The organism is Nodosilinea sp. FACHB-131, assembly GCF_014695395.1.
GTDB lineage: Bacteria > Cyanobacteriota > Cyanobacteriia > Phormidesmidales > Phormidesmidaceae > Nodosilinea.
Genome location: NZ_JACJOF010000013.1, coordinates 26,264 through 44,109, shown reverse-complemented (window position 1 = coordinate 44,109; position 17,846 = coordinate 26,264). Strand labels below are relative to the sequence as shown.

Here is a 17,846-nt window from a genome sequence, read left to right as displayed (position 1 = left end):
GGCCAACTGACGGTTAAACAAAGGGCAGCACTACGCCCTCGTAAATTTGCTCAATCGGGCAAGTAACCCCAATGCTATCGAAGGAAATACAGTCTCCAGCTTGATAGGGGTAATACAACCACAGCCGCCCTTCACCTCGGCGATAGATCTCCACTGTCATTGCTGCAGAGTTAATCAACCCATACTCTTGTAGGCTGGGCAGCGTGCGATATTCCTCAAACTTTTTACCCCGATCCAACGCCTCTGTGCCAGGAGACAATACCTCTACAACTAAGCTTGGATATTGAATCGCATCTACAGCTTGAACATCGCGGCGATCGCAGCTCACCACCAGGTCAGGGTAACGGTAGATATTGGCCGTGATTTTGACCTTGGCGTCAGCAACATTGCCTCGACAGCCCCGTTGTTTTAGGTGCGGTCTAAGCAGGGTATAAAGGTTGAGAGCGATGTCGTTATGGGGCAGGGTCCCGCCCGTCATCGCTACAACTTCGCCGTTGGCATATTCATAGCGCAGCTCCTGAGAGGGCTCCCAGGTCAGGTAAGCCTCTGCGGTCATTGCAAAGGAATGACTTGATACAACCATGACGTTGCCCTAAAACCGGCAAATTTAATTTGCTAAGCCAGCACCTTAGCGGGCGAGAGCGTCAGCACATCAACCCCATCTTTAGTGACGACAACGGTGTGTTCAAACTGGGCTGAGAGGGAGCGATCGACGGTGATAGCTGTCCAGCCGTCAACCAGCACTTCGGCCTCGTAGCTGCCAATATTGATCATCGGCTCGATGGTGAAGACCATGCCGGGGCGCAGTTTTTTGCCCTTGCCCTTTTCGCCGTAGTGGGGAATTTGCGGTGCGGCGTGGAAAATGCGGTGCACGCCGTGACCCACAAAGTCGCGCACCACCGAGAAGCCTTCGCCCTCAGCGTATTCTTGGATGGCAGCGCCAATATCGCCCACCCGAGCACCGGGCTTGACCGCGCGAATGCCTCGCCACATGGCTTCTTCGGTGACTTCAACTAGACGGCGCGCAACGGGGGAAGGTTCGCCCACAAAGAAAGTGCGAGAAGTGTCGCCGTGGTAGCCGTCCAGAATGGGGGTGACGTCGATGTTGATAATGTCGCCATCACGTAGCACGTCTTCGCCGTTGGGAATGCCGTGGCAAATGACTTCGTTGATGCTGGTACAGATGGAGCGGGGAAAGGGCATCACCGTACCGGCATAGCCCAGGGGAGCGCTTTTAGCGCCGTGCTTTTGGGTCCAGGCTTCGGCCAGGTCGTTCAGTTCTTGAGTGCTGACGCCGGGCTTAACGTAAGGCGTTAGGTAGTCGAGCAGCTGGGCGGCGAGCTGGCAGGCTTTGCGCATTTTCTCTAGCTCGCGGCTAGACAGGAGAGTAATGACTTCGGAGGGTTGCTTTTGTTCTTCCACGGTATCTTTGGCTCTGGGTGAATGGCTGGGGGGTGAGTGCCTTGGCTATAGAGTAGGCATTTTCTCGGCGATAGGAACATTGAGGGTCTAAACCGACCGCTCCTTCCCAGCAGTATTCCCTGGGTGATGATGCCAAAAATGCCATTCCGCTAGTATAGCAACCGACGTTCTACTGCTCATGGTTTGCTAAGGTCTTACACATCTTAATGCAGGCCATTTCTTGACCAGAGGCCAGCTGGTGAACCCCTGACTCAATGACTTCAAAGCCCTGCTTTTGGTAAAACGCTGCGGCATTGAGAGAGGCATTAAGCCGCAGGTCGGTGAGTCCCAGGGCGATCGCCTCTCCTTCAAGGGTGGCTAAAATGCTGGCTCCAATGCCGCGCCGGCCATATCTGGGGTGGATAAACAAGCTCTGCAGTTCGCCCCCTGTGTGGATAAAGCCGTAGCCGACAACATGCCCGTTGTGTCTGGCGACAATGACCCGACGGTCGGGGTGCTCAATCCACCTTTGGCGAACGCGCTCGATGCGATCACCTGTAATCGGCAGCCGCGACCAGTTGTCCAAAATCTCTTGGGAGTAGTAGGGGGCAGCCGTCTGGTGCACCGCCGCCGCGTGAATTTCGAGCAGGGCTTGGGCATCTTCGGGTTTTGCTGGCTCGATGGTAATGGGGCTATCCATCGGTACACTCCCAGGGTATGGCGGTAAACCGTTGCGCAATAAACTCCTAGTTGCCCCAGAGGCGGCGGCGGGCGGGGCCTTGCAGGCGATCGTGGGCGTCGCGCAGCAGGGTGGGAATATCTAGCTTTTCGGGGCAGCGGGGCAGGCAGTCGCCGCAGTCGGTGCAGCGGTTGGCCTTACGACCGGGGAACCAGTGGCCCGCGTTCTCAAACATGCGGTAGCGGTATTCGCCAAAGGCCTGCATGTCGTAGGCCACCGCCAGATTCCTGAGCCGCAGCACTTCGGGAATATTGATGGCTTCGGGACAGGGCAGGCAGTCGTAGCACTGGGCGCAGCGATCGCTCCCCAGAGCAGCAGATTCCTGCGCCGAAATCCGTTCCAGGGCGGCGAGTTCTGCGACGGTCAGGGGCTGGGTGCGATCCGTCAGTTTCGCTAGGGGCGCTAATTCTGCGGGCACAGCGGGGCCGGTGCTGAGGGTGGTGATGCGCGGGTCGGCCAGCAGCCAGCGATAGGTCAACTCCAGCGGGGTAAACGGCGCGCAAAGTTCCTCTAGCTGGGCGGGCGGAGTGTAGAGCATGCCGCCCTTGTCGCCGGGGGAGATGATGAAGATGCCCATATCTCGCTCGGTAGCCAGGTCGAGGATAGAGGCGTGGCGCTGGAAGAAATAGTAGTAGTGCAAGTTGACGAAATCGAACTGGTTGGTGGCGATCGCCCCCTCGATCACCTCCCGACTGCCGTGGGTCGAAAACCCTACGTGGCCAAGGCGGCCCTCAGCTTGAAACTGTCGCACCGCCGCCATGCAGCCCTGGGGATCGCTCACCCAAGCCAGGTGCTCGGGGGTGTTGAGGCCGTGGATGGCGAGACAGTGGATGTAGGTCAGCCCCAGCCGTTCCAGGGATTCCTCAATGCGCTGAGCCATGGTAGCGGCATTGGGCTGGGGCGTAATTTTGGTGGTGATGACCAAGTTGTCTGGCACCGCTGCCGTGTTGAGAAAAGCCCCCAACCAGCGCTCGCTGGTGCCATAACCTTGGGCGGTCTCGATGTGGTTGATGCCCAGCGCCAACCCAGCGGTCAGGGTGTCGCGAAACACGGCCTCAGACGCCAGAGCGCGCATGGTACCTAGCGACAGCACCGAGAGCGATAGATTAGTGCGACCAAACCGCCGATAGTCCATACATAGAAAGGTTTAAGGGTGCGAGGTATAGGGTTTAAGGAATGGCCGTAAACCCTGAACCTTGTACCTTAGACCCTATACCCAATGCTCTACGAGTCAGAACTTTCCAGCGTGTCGTTGCTGGTGGAGGACTTGCCCCGGTGGGTGAAGTCGGAGGGGTTGATGTTGGCCAAAAAGGCCTGGAATGCTTTCTTCTCGGCCTCATCAGCATCGGTATCGACGGGGATAGAGGCTTCGGCGACGACTTCTTCCATCACCCAGATGGGAGCGTCGAGGCGCAGGGCGATCGCGATCGCATCGCTGGGGCGAGAGTCTAGCTCACGGCGAATTTCGCCCTTGGAGAGGGTGAGCAGGGCAAAGTAGGTGTTGTCTTGCAGGGAGTGGATAACCACGCGCTCTAGGGTCATATCCCACTCGTCGAGCAGGTTGACGAACAGATCGTGGGTGAGGGGGCGGGGGGCAGGCTGGTTTTCGAGCACCGCGATGATGGAATTGGCCTGCTCGCGGCTGATGTAGATGGGAACCTGACGGCGATCGGTGGTGTCTCGCAGCAAGATTACCGGAGTTCGCGACATCGCATCTAGGGCAATCCCGGCGACTCTCATTTCAATCATTGGTTTGGCCTCTTGGATCCGTTGATTGGCGTGCTCTAGGTTTGTTCGTCAGCCTGGAACCGATACTATTACCAGTGTACTGGGCGGTTCGCGCACCGGGCGATTCGTATAGATGGCAGGCCAGAGATTGCAAAATGTGGCGATTCTAAAGCGATTGTGGGCGAGGGGTGCTCCCCTAGTCTACCTAAGCTTTTCTATCAGCAGACGGAATACGGGATAACCTAAAGAAAAAAATTATTGCTTTAAGTATGCCCTGATCGGGCCCTAGGTGGGTCGCAGTTTCCCTGAGATTTTTCTTAAGGTTACAGCCATGTTTACCGGACTAATTCAAGCAACGGGTACGCTTTTTCACAAGGGCGATACCCAAGTCTACCTACGCTGGGAGACCAACCCACTGCCCGGCTCCCTCACCGACGTAGAACTGGGGGATAGCATTGCCGTGGACGGCATTTGTCTGACGGTAGAAACTATCTTGCCCGATGGCTTTGTAGCGGCGGTTTCGCCAGAAACCCTCGATCGCACCTCTCTGGGCAGCCTCCCCGATGGCAGCCGCGTCAACCTGGAGTCGTCGCTGCGGGTGGGCAGCAAAATTGGTGGTCACTTTGTCACCGGCCACATCGACGGACAGGGCCATTTGGAAGCGGCGATCGAAACCGACAACGCCTGGAAGCTCAGTTTTACGGTGGGCGATCGCAGAATTGCCCGCTACATCGTGCCCAAGGGCAGCATTGCGGTGAATGGCATTAGCCTGACGGTGGCCGACTGTAGCCCTAGCGGCAACTGGTTCGCCGTCGCGGTGATCCCCGTAACCTACCATGAGACCACGCTGCAACACCTACGCCCCGGCCAGGCAGTGAATCTGGAGGGCGACGTGCTGGGCAAGTACGTCGAGAAGTTTATGGGGGGCAAGGATGACGCCCCGGCGGGCAACAGCGTTTCGTTAGAGTTTTTGGCGGAGCATGGCTACTGAGGCGATTAACCTATACAGCCCGCTTTAAGGTTAAATTTGCTTTGTTATAGTCGTAATCAGACTTGAAACCATGAGACGTTTAACGTTCGAACGTTTGCTTGGAAAATGTCTCAATCAAACTGGCTATAGCTATAGCGTTACAGGAAGAAAGTTAGGCTAAGCACCCAGCGACTCCAATGGCTGACGTTACGCTTCACCTCATTTGCGGCAAAATTGCGGCGGGCAAGTCTACTAAGGCGCGCGAACTGGCGAGCCAGCCCAGGACGGTTTTGATCAATCAAGACGAGTGGCTATCCACCCTCTACCCCGATGAGCTGAACACGTTAGCCGACTATGTTCGCTACAGCACGCGTCTCAATACAGTAATGGGTATCCACGTTGAGGCGCTGCTGAGAGCGGGTCTCTCGGTCGTCCTCGACTTTCCTGCTAACACGGTCAAGAGTCGCCAGTGGATGAAAGCCATCGTTGAGCGCGCCGGAGTTGCCCATGTTCTCTATTACCTAGATGTGCCGGATGCCGAGTGCAAGCGGCGGCTGCGCCTGCGCAACGAAAGTGGCGATCACGAATATGCGCCAACTGAGGCTGATTTTGATCAGTTCACCAGCTATTTTGTGCCGCCTGCCCCGGAAGAGGGCTTTAACGTGATCACTATCCATAGCTGACGTGGCTAGATCCACCCCGGCAGCAGCCAGCGGCGGTGGAGAGCTTCTAGCGAGAGGGGGATGCCGAGGTAGAGGGGGAGCCAGAACAGAAAGCTGAAGGCGATCGCCCCCAGCAGCACCAGAGCCAGTGGGCGATTGCGAGGATTCTGCCACCACTGCGCCATCAGCCAGGCCAGTCCCAGAGTGCTAACCGCCGCCATCCCCATCGCGTGGTACAGAAACGTGCAGCGGTTCACCAGCGCCCAGGGTAGCCAGTTTGTGAGGTAGTTAAGCAGAATAAACGGCACCACGGCATTGCTGAGCGACCCAACTCGATGATTTTCACCCGTGACTTGACGGCTCAGCCAGCCAAGCCCTAGGGCCAGGATCGCCGCCGTCGCCAGCCACCACAGCACCGGGTTGCCCATTGCATGAATGGTCGTGGCCATGCCGCCAGTGCGTTCGTAAAAGTAGGCGATCGGGCGCACCATCAGCGGCCAGCTGTGCCACGGCGAGCAGTAATCGTGGCCCGCCCCCGCCCCGATCGATTGGTGGGTAGACCAGAGCCGCCAGTGAACGCTTACTAACGATTCACCCGTCAGCGCCAGATGGGGTAGCCACAGCAGCATGTAGGTCGCTAGGGGAATTACGCCCAGGTAGGCCACCCACCCGCGCCAGGGGTTAGCCCTCATCCCCCAACCCCTTCTCCCTCGGGGAGAAGGGGCGCCAGAGGAAGCTTCAAAGTCCCTCTCCCCGAGGGAGAGGGATTTAGGGAGAGGGCGACCACTGCAGTGTTCACCGTGGGTTGTAAGAACTTCCCACAGCAGCAGGCCCAGCCATAGCCCCGCCCAGTTCCACTTCACGTTGATGGCGGCCCCCAAGGCGATGCCCGCTGCCCAGCGCCAGCGGGAGGGATGCTCAGCCTGCCCTGCTCTGACCCAGGCCCACTGGCCCAGTAGCCCCAGGGCCAGTCCGTAGATATTGATCAACGCCAGGCGTGACTCCACTAGGGTTAGCCCTTCCATCGTCATTAGCAGTCCAGCTAGGAGGGCGAAGGTGCGGCGGCGTTGGGGCGGATATCCCCAGCTGAGGGCAAAGGCCAGAGCGGCCAACAAGACCGGAACTGTCGCGCCCACGATCGCATTCAGCCAGCGAAAGGCGAGGGGACTGACCAGCGCTCCCTCTACCTCCACCGTGGGCCAACTCAGCCAGGTGGCGGGCCACTGACCAAGCCAAATGCCCAGGGCGATCAGGTGTTTGGCCAGGGGGGGATGAGCATCGAAGCTGGGCGTTCCCTGTAAATAGTCGAGGGCAAAGGGGACGTAGTAGACCTCGTCGAAGACTAGCCCGTGGATGTGGCCCAGGCCAGCTAGGCGCAGGCTGAGGGCGATCGCCCCCAGCCCCAGCATCCAACCCCAGAGAGGCACCCGACGAATCACTATTGCCCTTGGGCGGCCATGCGCTCTTTCATGCGATCGCGAAACGCCGCCAAAGCTTCCGCTGAAGGTTGAGTCGTCTGCCAGGCCGGGCGCTCCATCAGGCGGCTAGTCCAGGTTTGTAGGGTGGGGTAGTCGGCCATGGGTAGGCCCAACTGCTCAAACCAAGGGGCAAAGGTGCCCGCCACCACGTCCGCCAGAGTGAGCTGATCGCCGCAGAAAAAGGGGCCATCCTTCAGCTTGTCGGCATAGAACTTGAGCACCACCTCGGCCTTTTGCTTGGTCTGGGCGATCGCCTCTTCAGACTCTTGGCCAAAGCCCATCATCTGTTTGATCAGCGGGTTGATGGCGGGCACCAGCTCATTTACCGTCACCATTTCGACCATGCGCATCTTGGCGATGCCCTCGGGAGTGGTTGCCAGCAGCGAAGTCGTGGGGTACTTGGCTTCTAAATAATCCAAAATGGCGAAGGATTCAATGACCGTGAAGCCATCATCGACCAACACGGGAATGTGGTGAAAGGGGTTGAGTGCCAAAAACTCAGGCTGAAACTGCTCTCCCCCCATGCTCATGACCGTTTCTTCAAAAGGCAGATTCTTCTCCAGCAGCGCCACCCAAACTCGGCGGGAGTTAACCGACAGCGGGGTATGGTAAAAGGTCAGCATAATCAAACCTTGCCTCGACAGGTTAAATTTCTGTGATCCAGCATTTCACAGGAAGTACTCTGCTCCCCACGATTTAGCCGTAAATGAGTTACGTTCGCCCCAACATTGATGCGATGGCTGGCTACGTTCCGGGAGAACAGCCCCGCCCCGGCTCCGGCATCATCAAGCTCAACTCTAACGAGAACCCCTACCCGCCGTCTCCCCAGGTGATTGAGGCGCTGCGGCATTTCGAGGATGAGCTGCTCAGGCGCTATCCTGACCCCTTTGCCCGCAGCTTTTGCCAGGCGATCGCCGATGTTTTGGGCGTACCGGCAGATTGGATCATTGTCGGCAACGGCAGCGACGATCTGCTGAATCTTTTAGTGCGCGCCTGTGCAGACGACGCAGCTCGGCCGATTGTCTACCCCACCCCAACCTACGTGCTGTATCGCACCCTGGCGGCGCTGCAACCTGCCACCGTGGTCGAGGTTCCCTATCCCGATGATTTCCAATTTCCTTTAAAAGACCTGGTGGCTGCCGAGGGGGCGATTACGTTCATCGCGACGCCAAACAGCCCCTCGGGCCACGTTGTGGCGCTGTCCGACCTGCGAGACTTAGCGCAGCAGGCCTCAGGCCTGGTCGTGGTGGATGAAGCCTACGTCGATTTTGCCGAGGGTTCAGCGCTGTCGCTGGTGCAGGAATTCGACAACGTTATGGTGCTGCGTACCCTCTCTAAAGGCTATTCACTGGCGGGGCTGCGGCTGGGGTTTGGGATCGCCCACCCCAAGATATTAGCCGAGTTATTTAAGGTCAAAGACAGCTATAACGTCGATGCCCTGGCGATCGCCCTGGGCACAGCAGCCATCCGCGATCAGGCCTACAAAAACGCTTGTATAGACAAGATCAAATCCTCGCGGGCGGCATTAACCAAAGAACTGCGTCATCTGGGGTTTGCCGTGCTCGATTCCCACGGCAACTTTGTCTTGGCCACGCCGCCTCAAGGCAATGCAGAGCATCTGTATCTGGCCCTAAAAGAGCAGGGCATTTTGGTACGCTACTTCAAACAACCCCGGTTAGACGACAAGCTGCGAATTTCGGTGGGCACAGAGGAGCAAAACCACGCCCTAATCGCCGCCCTAACCCGTTTAACCCACGCTTCGTAAGGCGCTATGACTGAGCCAGGGACTGTCTATATTGTTGGGGCCGGACCGGGGGCGATCGACTTCCTCACCGTGCGGGGGCGCGACCTGGTGCAGCGGGCCGAGTGTTTGGTATACGACGCTTTGGTGGATGAGGCGCTATTGGACCTGTTGCCCAAGGGGTGCGATCGCATCAATGTCGGCAAACGCGGCGGCCAGCCCAGCACCGCACAGAACGAGATCACCCAGCTTTTGGTGAAACTATCCCTCGAAGGACGCCAGGTGGTGCGGCTTAAAAGCGGCGACCCCTTTATCTTTGGCCGCACCGCTGCCGAGGTGCAGGCGCTGCGTGAGACCGGCTGCCCGGTGGAAGTTGTACCCGGCGTTTCGTCTGCTCTGGCGGCCCCGCTGCTGGCGGGCATTCCTCTCACTGACCCGGTGTGGAGCCACGGCTTTGGCGTCTTTACCGCCCACGATCCCGACCTGCTCGACTGGCCCACCCTGGCCCGCCTACGCACTCTGGTGCTGCTCATGGGCAGCCGCCACCTGGAAGAAATCGTTCACCGGCTGCGCCAAAACGGCTGCCGAGGCGACATGCCCATGGCCATCATCCGCTGGGGCGGTCACCCCCAGCAGCAGGTGTGGGAGGGCACGCTGCTCACCATTCGCCAGGTGACGCGGGGTGAAACCCTGTCGCCCTGCGTAATTGTGTTTGGGGAAGTTGTACGACTGCGTCGGTACCTGACTGTGACAGAGCCAATTCAAAATTCAAAATTCAAAATTCAAAATTCAGAGGCTACCCCTCACCCCCTCACCCCCTCACCCCCTCGCCCACTTTCCTCCAAAACCATCCTCATCACCCGCGCGGCCGAACAGTCCAGCGCCTTCGCCGACCTGCTCACCGCCCAGGGGGCCACGGTGGTTGATCTTCCCGCCTTGGAGATGCGATCGCCGTCGAGTTGGGCCGGGCTGGATGGGGCGATCGCCGATCTTCCCACCTTCTGCTGGCTAATTCTCTCCTCTGCCAATGCGGTGAATTTCTTTGTCGATCGGCTGCTGGAGCAGGGGAAGGATCTGCGCGCCCTGAGTGGGCTCAAAATTGCCGTGGTGGGTCGCAAAACGGCGGCGGTGCTGAAGCGGCGAGGGCTAGTGCCTGACTTCATTCCCCCCGACTTTGTGGCCGACTCCCTAGTGGATCATTTTCCTGAACCGGTGGCGGGGCAGCGGCTGCTGTTCCCTCGGGTGGAAAGCGGCGGGCGGGAAGTGCTGGTGCAAGAGTTCACCGCCGCTGGGGCCGAGGTGGTGGAAGTAGCGGCCTACGAGTCGGGCTGTCCGGAGGTCGCCGACCCAAACGCCTTAGCAGCTTTGAAGAATGGCAAGGTGGATGTGATCACGTTCGCCAGCTCAAAAACCGTGGTGCATACGGCTCAGCTATTGGAACAGGGTTTGGGGACTGGCTGGCGCGAGGTGCTGAAGGGGGTGGCGATCGCCTCTATTGGCCCCAAAACCTCAGACAGCTGCCGCGAGATTCTAGGTCGGGTCGATATTGAGCCAGCGGAGTATACGCTGGACGGACTGACGGAGGCGATTGTTAGATGGACCAGCGCATCATCGGGCTGACCGGGGGCATTGCCACCGGCAAATCAACCGTATCCGAGTACCTGGCGCGAGTACACCACCTGCCCGTGCTGGATGCCGACATCTACGCTCGTCAGGCTGTGGAGCCGGGGTCGGCGGTGTTGGGGGCGATCGCCAATCGCTACGGAGCATCCCTGCTTCACTCCGACGGCACCCTGAACCGGGGAGCGTTGGGAGAAATCGTTTTTAACCAACCCGCCGAAAAAGCTTGGCTAGAGCAGCAGATTCACCCCGTAGTGCGTCAGCGCTTCGGGGAGGCGATGGCTGAACTGACCGAGGCCCCGGTGGTGGTGCAAGTGATCCCGCTTTTGTTTGAGGCCAACCTGGCTGATCAAGTGAGCGAGATTTGGGTGGTGACCTGTCCCCTTGAGCGCCAGCGGCAGCGCTTGATGGAACGCAATGGTTTGACCGCCGAGCAGGCCACCGCCCGCATTCAGAGCCAGATGCCCCTGGCAGACAAGGTGGCCCTGGCGGATGTGGTGATCGACAACTCCGCCGACTTGCCCGCCCTATGCCGCCGGGTGGATGAGGCGTTGCAGCACGCCCCCGAGGTCTTCCGGCCCTAGGGCCGTATTGGGCTTGGCAAAGGCGGCATAGGGGCTGCCCTGGGTTGGCCCCTGGTGCCGCAGCCACAGCGCACAGAGCGTTGTCCGAGAGGGGACATCGGGCCAGAGCTTTTGGTGATTTGACAGGTCGAGCACGGTGGCTAAATCGGTTTGGCGCTGTAGCCAATGGCGCAGGGGGGCACTGTTGCTCTGCGCCCAAAAGGGGTCGAGCAACACCCCGCAGCGACCGCCCGGCCGCAGGAGTTGCAGGCTGCGTTCTAGAAATAACCGCGACCAAAAAAGCCGACTCTGGCTCAGGCCCTCAGGCCCTGAGCTGCTGTGGGGATATTGGTCAGAGCGGCGCAGGTAGTTGCTCAGCCAGGTGAACTGGCCCCGATACTCGGCCCAGGCCTGGGTGAGGTCGTGGTCGATGGTGAGCACCGGTTGGCGGTTGTGCCGAAAGGTAGAGGGGGCCACGTTTTTTTGCTCAAACAGCGTGGCATAGCGTTCCACAAAGCCCGCCTGGGTTGCCTCTACGGCCCCACGAGGGAAGTGGCTAAGCACGATGTCAAAGCCGCCCTGGTCGCGCAGCTGCTGGTGAAAATAGAACCCCCAATGGAAGGGCTGGGTGGCATCGACATCGGTCTGGCTGAGGGGACGAGTGGGGCGATCGCCCGTCGGATCGGGCACCCGCAGACCCAGCTGCTGGCTGCCCTCGCTCCACAGCAGGTGGGTGAGCTTGCCCTGGGCAATGGCGTCGAGTTCGTCGAGGCGATCGCGCAAAAAGTCGGCCTGGGCATAGGCGGGCACGCTGCCCACTTCGGCCAGCAGCTGGGTCTGGCTGCGGTAGTGCTCTAGGCGCACCTGGCGCTCACCCAGCACAGACTGGTAGCTATCAGCGATCAAGGGTTGGAGCAGATTTCCCTGAAGCGGGACGGCTTGTTCTGGGTCTTTGGCCCCGCGCCGGGGCTGCACCTGATCGAATCGTTCATCATCAACGCGCACCAGACCGACTAAAGCGTTGCCCTGGATCACGGTCAGGGTTAGGTCAGGCAATGCGGTGAGTTCTGTCGGCTGGCTGGTGTGCTGCACGCCCTGGAGCCACAACTGTAGCCGAGCTAGCTCTACCGCTGGGGGCCACAGGTCAAGGCCGTAGAGGGCATGGGTGGCCAGATGTTGGTAGAGGCCTAAGGTGGGGTTGTGGGGGGACGGCTTGGCCCAGTTGGGGACAGTTTTGGCAGAATTTTGGGTGGCGATCGCCCGCAGTCCCAGGGCCAGTTCCATCAGCTGATTGAGCGCTGCAACGAGAAAGCGCCCTGAACCACAGGCGGGATCGAGCAGGGTGATCTGTCCCAGTTCTGCCAACAGCGCTCCGGCCTCGGCGGGGGAAAGTTCCTTGAGAAGCTGCTCGGTGGAGCGATAGCGACGGTTGGTGAGCGCCTTGGCCCGATCGAGCAGGGTAGCGTGGATGGTGCGATCGCACAGCGCCCCTAGCAGCGGTGCTGGCGTTGCTATTGCGGCCCCATCATGGCCATTGACCGCCTGCTCTAACAGCACGCCCAAGCCCGCGTCTAGCCCAGCGGGAGCCGCCGCTGTCAGGTCGGCCAGCCAGTGGAGGGTCGGCTCAAAGGCAGCATCGGGCAGGGGAACGTGACCCCAGCGCTGGTCTAGCTCTGTGAACCGAAACGGCCCTGTGGGCACAAAGGGCAGCGGCCCAAACCGCTGGCGCAACGCTGGGGCGCGCTCCTCTGCGGGCAGGGTAAACCCCTGCTGGCAAAGCGGTTGTAGCACCTGTGAAAAGAACCCATCTAGCTCGCGCTTTTGACTCTGGCCAAACTGGTTGTGCAGATACCACTCGTCACCGCCCAGGTAGCCCCGCTGTTGCAGGGCCGCCACGGCAATCAGTCGCGTGAGCAGCAGCGTAGCGTAGTGGCGGCGTTGGCTGCCGGGTAAGGGCACCAGGGCGTCGATCAACGCCTGCCAGCTCCGGTGAAAGCCTTGCTCTAAAGTTGGGGTGGGGGGCTGCTCTACCGTAAGGCCCATATTGCCTAGGGTGAGGGAGATTGTTTGGCCGCCATAGCGTAGTCGCGAAAGCGGTTGAGGTCATCTTGCAGCGTCGCTTCGACCAATCGACCGAGGAATAGCCCGTCCATCCACTTGATGACGCCAGGCACCGAGTAAGACACGGTGAGCTTGACGGTGGACTGGCCTTCTTTGCGATCGTAAAAGCGAATGGCTCCCCGGTTGGGCAGCCCGTCGATCGCTTCCCACTGAATAATTTGGTGGGTGACCAGGTTGGTGATCTTAGAGCGCCAGGTAAACTCAAGCCCGCGGGAGGCCAGCTTCCACTCTGAGATTTCGGGGTCGGCGTCGGAGACTTTGACAGAGTCGATCCACTTCATCCAGCGGGGCATCTGCTCCAGGTCAGACCACAGATTCCAGGACGTTTCTACCGGCACATCAACATCTACCGCTACGCTGTGATCGAGCCATTCACCCATAGTTTATTCCTGCCGCTAATTAAGGCTGTGCCGCTGGCGCTTGCGAAGGCGATCGCAAAAGACAGGTGCGATCGCAAACTCAGTGCCAATGCGGTATTCTACGCCAGCACTGAGCTTATTCTACCCGCATTTCTACGGGCGCACTTTGTCCCAACTGTTTTGCCAGTGCTATAGGGGAAATACTTGCGCCCCTACCCTCACTTACCCACGCTAGCGGGCCACCAGCGTGCGGTGGCGGGGATCGCTGGCCACTACCACCGGTGGTGCAAAGCCAGCCTCAACCAGGGCTGCTTCTAAATCAAACGTGTAGTAGTCATCGCTCCAGGGTTCAGTGCTTTTCATCAGAGTGAAGAGCACCGGAGGAAGCGCCTGAATCACTGGCGATTTAGGGTTGTTGTCAACTATGGCCAGGGCTCCGCCGGGCCGCAGCACCCGCCGGGCTTCGGCAAAGATAGCTTGGGTAGCGGCGCGGGGCAGTTCGTGGGCAACAAACTGCATCGTCACCACATCAAAAGACGCCGCTGGGAAGCCGGTAGCTTCTGCCGCCCCATGCACCCACTGAGCAATTTCACCATTGGTATCCTGGGATTGGGCCACCGCCAGCATGTAGGGTGACAGATCGAGGCCTACGGTGCGCACCGAATTTTTTTGGGCGTAGTGGCGGTGCAGGCTGAGGGTGGAAATGCCCACTGAGCAGCCCACATCCAAAATGTCTGTTACCTCGGCTGGGCCATGCTGGTCGAGCACCTCAAGAAAGCTGTGGCGCAGGCGAACTTGGGCCTCTTGCCAAGACAGCTCTGCCTGGGGCCAAACCCGCAGAGCCATGGCGTAGGTGGCGGGGGCGGCCTCAAAGGCAGCCTGCCAGCACAAGTTGCCCTCGCTGTAGGCGTGGAAGGGCACCTGGTAATAGTCGGGGTAAACCACCGCTGGATTGGTTAGCTCGGTCAACCGCTGGCGCATCTCGGGAGTGTCGAGATCGAGGCAGGTCTGCCGCCAGGGGACGCCATTTTTCTCGGCAGTTTTGATCAGCACCTGGCGGGCCTGGCGTTTCATTAAGCTATAGAGGGCTGGGGTTTGAATGGCGCGGTTGACGAGGCGCGAGAGCAGGTCGTCGCCGGCCCAATCGGGTTTGAGTTTGGTCGTAGTCATGGACACAGTGGGGAGGGTTTAGGCTTACTGTACTGGATTGGCAGGTGCGCTGGTAGGGCCTGGTCTGACTGCTGGGCTGCTGGGTTAGGATAGCGGCGTAGCAGTATGGCGATCGCTCTATGGCCCCCAATGTCTTACCGCTTCATACGCTAAACCCGCTGGGCCGCTTTTCTGACCGCGCCCAAGACTACGCCCGCTATCGGCCTGGCTATCCTGAGGAGGCGATCGCCGCCATTTTGGCTGACATGGGTGACCCGCGATCGCTGGTGGTAGCCGATATTGGGGCGGGCACAGGCATTTCGAGTCGGCTGCTGGGCGATCGCGGCCCCCAGGTGATCGCGGTTGAACCCAATGCCGCCATGCGCGAAGCAGCCCAGACGCATCCCCAGGTAATTTTTCAGCCAGGTACTGGTGAGCAGACAGAGCTAGCGGATGAGTCTATTCATATTGTCACCTGTTGCCAATCGTTTCACTGGTTCAACGCACCGCTGGCCCTGGCGGAGTTTAGCCGCATTTTGCAGCCGGGAGGACGCCTGGCCCTGCTGTGGAACGACTGGGACTTAGAAGACTCAGGCACGGCGGCCTACTATCAGATCATCCATGCTGTAGCGACGCGTGCCATTGACCACCGCGACCACACCCAAGCGCTCAAAGCGGTGGAGCAGCAGGCTGGGTTTTCACAGGTGCGGCATCTGAGCTTTGCCTACGGCCAGACGTTAACGCTGCCTGAGGTGGTGGGGCGATCGCTCAGCTCGTCCTACGTTCCTAAGGAAGGGCGAGCCCACCTCCAGTTTCTAGACGCCATTGCCGCTTGGCACAAGGCTTGGGCTGCGATCGACAGCACGGTGACGCTGAAGTATGTCACCAACCTGTATCTGAGCGAAAAAGTGGCAACCTGACCTTGATCAGCAACATCATTCAGCTTTCATCGCTAAAAGGGGAACCGCCGCTGCCAGAGCTAGATGAGCAGGAATGGTGCGATCAGTTCTGTCGAACTGGAATTTGAATATCGCTCCGCTTTAGGGCATCGGGCACATAGGGGCCATCGTAAAAAAAGCGGCGGGGCGGCCCTGCCACGGCATACTCAGGATGCTCTGCCAACCAAGCTTTCAGCTGTTGAATGCCGCTGGTGTAGACCTCGTAGCCATAGCCGCCCCTAACGCCAACACTCACTACCGTCATGGGCGGAATGTTTTCTACTTGCACGTTTTGAGTGATTTCCTGGGGCACGATATCCAAACTGCGGTACAAAAACGAAACCGATGCGTCCCCTTCGACCACCGCACCAGCCTCAAGGGTCGCGGTCGGGTAGCGCGTTTCTACTGGAGCCGTCATGGCAATATCGTTGCTGCTGATGTGGCGAAAGAGCGGCGAGAAGCCCTGAGAGGGCGCGTTAGCTAAGTTTCCTGTCACCTGCACCGTAGCGGCCCTATAGTCGGGATACTGCTTGATTTCGATTTCCCCATCTGCCGTTGGTGGCGGAAAGCCTGTGGGCAGCGGTGCCGAGGCCGCACTGTAGGCCCAAAAGAGCAGCGCCCCTACCCCGATTACCACAACCCCCACAATTAGCAGACTCTGGCTCAGTTTCATAAAAGACGGCTCGACACAGCTGTAGCTTGAGTGTAACAACCTCCTCGAAGGCCTTCCTCGATCGGGGTTAACCCGCTGCGGCTTGCCCCAGGGGAGAGCGATCGTAGTGGTGGAGCAAGTCGGCGGGGTCGTCGTAGATGGCGATCGCCCCCTCTAACTCCTGATCGCTAAAGCCACCGGAGCGCACGGCAATCACCTTCACACCGGCTTTGCCCGCCGCCTCAATGTCGTAGGGGGTATCGGCTAGCATAACCACGCGATCGGGGTCGAGTTGGGCCTTGCGCAGGGCGGCCTCAACAATGTCGGGGGCTGGCTTGGAGTTTTCGGCGTCGGCTGACGTTGTCGTTTCATGCAGCAGATCTTTTACATCAGCCACTTCGAGCATGACCGCCAGCTCTCGCTCGCTGGCGGAGGTGGCAACTACAACATGCAGCCCGTCTGCAAATAGTTTTTCCACCAGCGCCCGTGCCCCGTTGGTTGGTTTTAGCTGCGGTCGGTATTTGGTCAAGACCAGCTCTTTGTGGCCGCTGGCAATTGTCTTACCGGGTTCTTCTTCATCGTTGAGTTCTGGGACTAGCTTGGGCATGAGCTGATCGCCCCCCATGCCCATCAGCGGGCGCACCTGGTCGTAGGGCACCTCATAGCCGTGGCTAGCAAAGGACTCAACCCAGGACTGGGCATGGGCATCATTGCTCAAAACCAGCGTTCCATCGATATCTAAAATAACGCCATCGAGTTGCATGCCGATTCCTGCTCTAGCTTTAGTGGTTCAAGTTTGGCAGCAAAGCAACGGACTCACATCTTCCAAGGGAGGAGTGTGTCAGGCATGCCCATTGGGGGGGTGTCAGTCTTAGGATGTCTAGACTGCAACGCTTACGCTTCTCAAGGCAGACGGCGAAAGTTCCGATCGCTGATTAAAGTTAACTATTCCCCCAGCCTGTCCCTGTTGGCATGGGATCTGACAGGTATGAAATTGACAATTTTGCGGAGCCGAAGGTTTTGGCTGTTGGTCGGGGTAGGCGCAGTTGTGGCGCTGCTGAGCAGTCAACTGCCGCTGCAAGACTGGTTTGTGAGCACCGAAAGCTGGCTTAACTCGCTGGGGTTCGTGGCGGCTCCGGTCTTTGTGGTGGTGTATTTGCTGGCGACTGTGTTAGGTCTACCTAACATTGTGCTGATCTTGGTGGCTGGGGCGGTCTTTGGTTTGGTGCAGGGCATTTTGGTGGCTTCTGTGGCCGACACCCTGGGGGCGATCGCCTGTTTTTGGGTGGGGCGTACCCTGGCTCGCGATCGCATCAAGCGCTGGATGACCAAAAACCCCAGCTTTGCTCGCCTCGATCATGCCGTAGGCAAAAAGGGCTGGAAAATATTGCTGCTGACGCGGCTGTCACCTCTGGTGCCATCCAACCTGCTCAATTATGGGTTTAGCTGCACCAAGGTGAACTTTTGGCAGTACTGCTTTTTCTCCTGGGTGGGGATGCTGCCGGTGATCACGCTGTACGTCTATTTGGGCTCCTTTGGCGTTGCCCTGTTTCACGAGGGGCTTACCGCTAGGAAACTGGCGCTGCAAGGCGGTGGGGCCGCGCTGGCACTCTGCGCTGGGTGGTACACCACTAACTTGACCCGCAAGGCGCTCAACCCCAAGTGCCCCAACGAGCCGTCTGAGCCAGAGTAGTAGACGATGCCAGCGGCTGAACTCCCCGCTCC

The 17,846-nt window shown here is 59.2% G+C and carries 19 protein-coding genes; 7 read left to right on the top strand and 12 right to left on the bottom strand.

The window, feature by feature from the left end; translation table 11 throughout:
* Positions 1-13 precede the first annotated feature (13 nt).
* The 5 genes from H6F75_RS08540 to H6F75_RS08520 all read right to left on the bottom strand — a co-directional run bounded on the left by H6F75_RS08540 (position 14) and on the right by H6F75_RS08520 (position 3,889).
* Positions 14-583 carry a Uma2 family endonuclease gene (locus H6F75_RS08540; RefSeq protein ID WP_190751172.1) on the bottom strand — a complete coding sequence of 190 codons (570 nt, stop codon included), beginning with the start codon at positions 581-583 and terminating at the stop codon, positions 14-16.
* Positions 584-615: 32 nt separating this feature from the next.
* Complete coding sequence (map, locus tag H6F75_RS08535) at positions 616-1,422, bottom strand: type I methionyl aminopeptidase (protein WP_190751170.1); 807 nt, start codon at positions 1,420-1,422, stop codon at positions 616-618.
* A 169-nt stretch (positions 1,423-1,591) separates the two neighbouring features.
* Positions 1,592-2,101 carry a GNAT family N-acetyltransferase gene (locus tag H6F75_RS08530; protein WP_190751169.1) on the bottom strand — a complete coding sequence of 170 codons (510 nt, stop codon included), beginning with the start codon at positions 2,099-2,101 and terminating at the stop codon, positions 1,592-1,594.
* A gap of 46 nt (positions 2,102-2,147) precedes the next feature.
* Positions 2,148-3,275 (bottom strand): aldo/keto reductase, encoded by a 1,128-nt coding sequence (locus H6F75_RS08525; protein WP_190751167.1) that lies wholly within the window; start codon positions 3,273-3,275, stop codon positions 2,148-2,150.
* An 89-nt stretch (positions 3,276-3,364) separates the two neighbouring features.
* On the bottom strand, positions 3,365-3,889 hold the full coding sequence (locus H6F75_RS08520; RefSeq protein ID WP_190522910.1) for a bifunctional nuclease family protein: 525 nt from the start codon (positions 3,887-3,889) through the stop codon (positions 3,365-3,367).
* Between the two features lie 310 nt (positions 3,890-4,199).
* On the opposite strand from H6F75_RS08520, the gene ribE reads away from it, so the two are divergent.
* Together ribE and H6F75_RS08510 are read left to right on the top strand one after the other, a co-directional pair.
* Positions 4,200-4,859 carry a riboflavin synthase gene (ribE, locus tag H6F75_RS08515; protein WP_190751165.1) on the top strand — a complete coding sequence of 220 codons (660 nt, stop codon included), beginning with the start codon at positions 4,200-4,202 and terminating at the stop codon, positions 4,857-4,859.
* Positions 4,860-5,035: 176 nt separating this feature from the next.
* Entirely contained in the window at positions 5,036-5,521 is a 486-nt protein-coding gene (locus tag H6F75_RS08510; protein ID WP_190751162.1) for an ATP-binding protein, read from the top strand.
* Between the two features lie 5 nt (positions 5,522-5,526).
* Here the strand turns inward: H6F75_RS08510 and H6F75_RS08505 are convergent, their stop codons facing one another.
* Together H6F75_RS08505 and H6F75_RS08500 are read right to left on the bottom strand one after the other, a co-directional pair.
* The gene (locus H6F75_RS08505) at positions 5,527-6,939 is read right to left on the bottom strand and encodes a phospholipid carrier-dependent glycosyltransferase (protein WP_190751160.1); all 1,413 of its coding nucleotides are present in this window, start codon (positions 6,937-6,939) and stop codon (positions 5,527-5,529) included.
* Positions 6,939-7,601 carry a glutathione S-transferase family protein gene (locus tag H6F75_RS08500; protein WP_190751151.1) on the bottom strand — a complete coding sequence of 221 codons (663 nt, stop codon included), beginning with the start codon at positions 7,599-7,601 and terminating at the stop codon, positions 6,939-6,941. Before H6F75_RS08500 ends, H6F75_RS08505 begins: the two co-directional genes overlap by 1 nt.
* Positions 7,602-7,684: 83 nt before the next feature.
* On the opposite strand from H6F75_RS08500, the gene hisC reads away from it, so the two are divergent.
* The 3 genes from hisC to coaE are packed head-to-tail and all read left to right on the top strand — an operon-like array spanning position 7,685 to position 10,923.
* Positions 7,685-8,743, top strand: coding sequence for a histidinol-phosphate transaminase (gene hisC / locus H6F75_RS08495; protein WP_190751148.1), 1,059 nt, complete (start codon positions 7,685-7,687; stop codon positions 8,741-8,743).
* Positions 8,744-8,749: 6 nt separating this feature from the next.
* Positions 8,750-10,339 carry a uroporphyrinogen-III C-methyltransferase gene (gene cobA / locus H6F75_RS08490; RefSeq protein WP_190751147.1) on the top strand — a complete coding sequence of 530 codons (1,590 nt, stop codon included), beginning with the start codon at positions 8,750-8,752 and terminating at the stop codon, positions 10,337-10,339.
* Positions 10,315-10,923: a dephospho-CoA kinase gene (gene coaE, locus H6F75_RS08485; protein ID WP_190751145.1), complete on the top strand. Its 609-nt coding sequence runs from the start codon at positions 10,315-10,317 to the stop codon at positions 10,921-10,923. The genes cobA and coaE overlap by 25 nt, the downstream gene beginning before the upstream one ends.
* Here the strand turns inward: coaE and H6F75_RS08480 are convergent.
* The 3 genes from H6F75_RS08480 to H6F75_RS08470 form a co-directional block, all read right to left on the bottom strand.
* On the bottom strand, positions 10,867-12,945 hold the full coding sequence (locus H6F75_RS08480) for a DNA methyltransferase (RefSeq protein ID WP_190751143.1): 2,079 nt from the start codon (positions 12,943-12,945) through the stop codon (positions 10,867-10,869). The genes coaE and H6F75_RS08480 overlap by 57 nt on opposite strands.
* 5 nt (positions 12,946-12,950) lie before the next feature.
* On the bottom strand, positions 12,951-13,403 hold the full coding sequence (locus H6F75_RS08475) for an SRPBCC family protein (protein WP_190751141.1): 453 nt from the start codon (positions 13,401-13,403) through the stop codon (positions 12,951-12,953).
* A gap of 210 nt (positions 13,404-13,613) precedes the next feature.
* Positions 13,614-14,552, bottom strand: coding sequence for a class I SAM-dependent methyltransferase (locus tag H6F75_RS08470; protein ID WP_190751139.1), 939 nt, complete (start codon positions 14,550-14,552; stop codon positions 13,614-13,616).
* Between the two features lie 119 nt (positions 14,553-14,671).
* Here H6F75_RS08470 and H6F75_RS08465 point away from each other — a divergent pair, with 119 nt between their 5' ends.
* Positions 14,672-15,451 (top strand): class I SAM-dependent methyltransferase, encoded by a 780-nt coding sequence (locus H6F75_RS08465; RefSeq protein ID WP_190751137.1) that lies wholly within the window; start codon positions 14,672-14,674, stop codon positions 15,449-15,451.
* Between the two features lie 82 nt (positions 15,452-15,533).
* Here H6F75_RS08465 and H6F75_RS08460 read toward each other — a convergent pair whose 3' ends face one another.
* Positions 15,534-16,142, bottom strand: a complete 609-nt coding sequence (locus H6F75_RS08460) for a heme-binding protein (RefSeq protein WP_190751135.1) — start codon at positions 16,140-16,142, stop codon at positions 15,534-15,536.
* Between the two features lie 67 nt (positions 16,143-16,209).
* A complete protein-coding gene (locus H6F75_RS08455) occupies positions 16,210-16,884 on the bottom strand; it encodes an HAD family hydrolase (RefSeq protein ID WP_190751133.1) in 675 nt (224 codons plus the stop codon).
* Between the two features lie 225 nt (positions 16,885-17,109).
* Here H6F75_RS08455 and H6F75_RS08450 point away from each other — a divergent pair, with 225 nt between their 5' ends.
* Entirely contained in the window at positions 17,110-17,814 is a 705-nt protein-coding gene (locus H6F75_RS08450; RefSeq protein WP_190751131.1) for a TVP38/TMEM64 family protein, read from the top strand.
* Positions 17,815-17,846 lie beyond the last annotated feature (32 nt).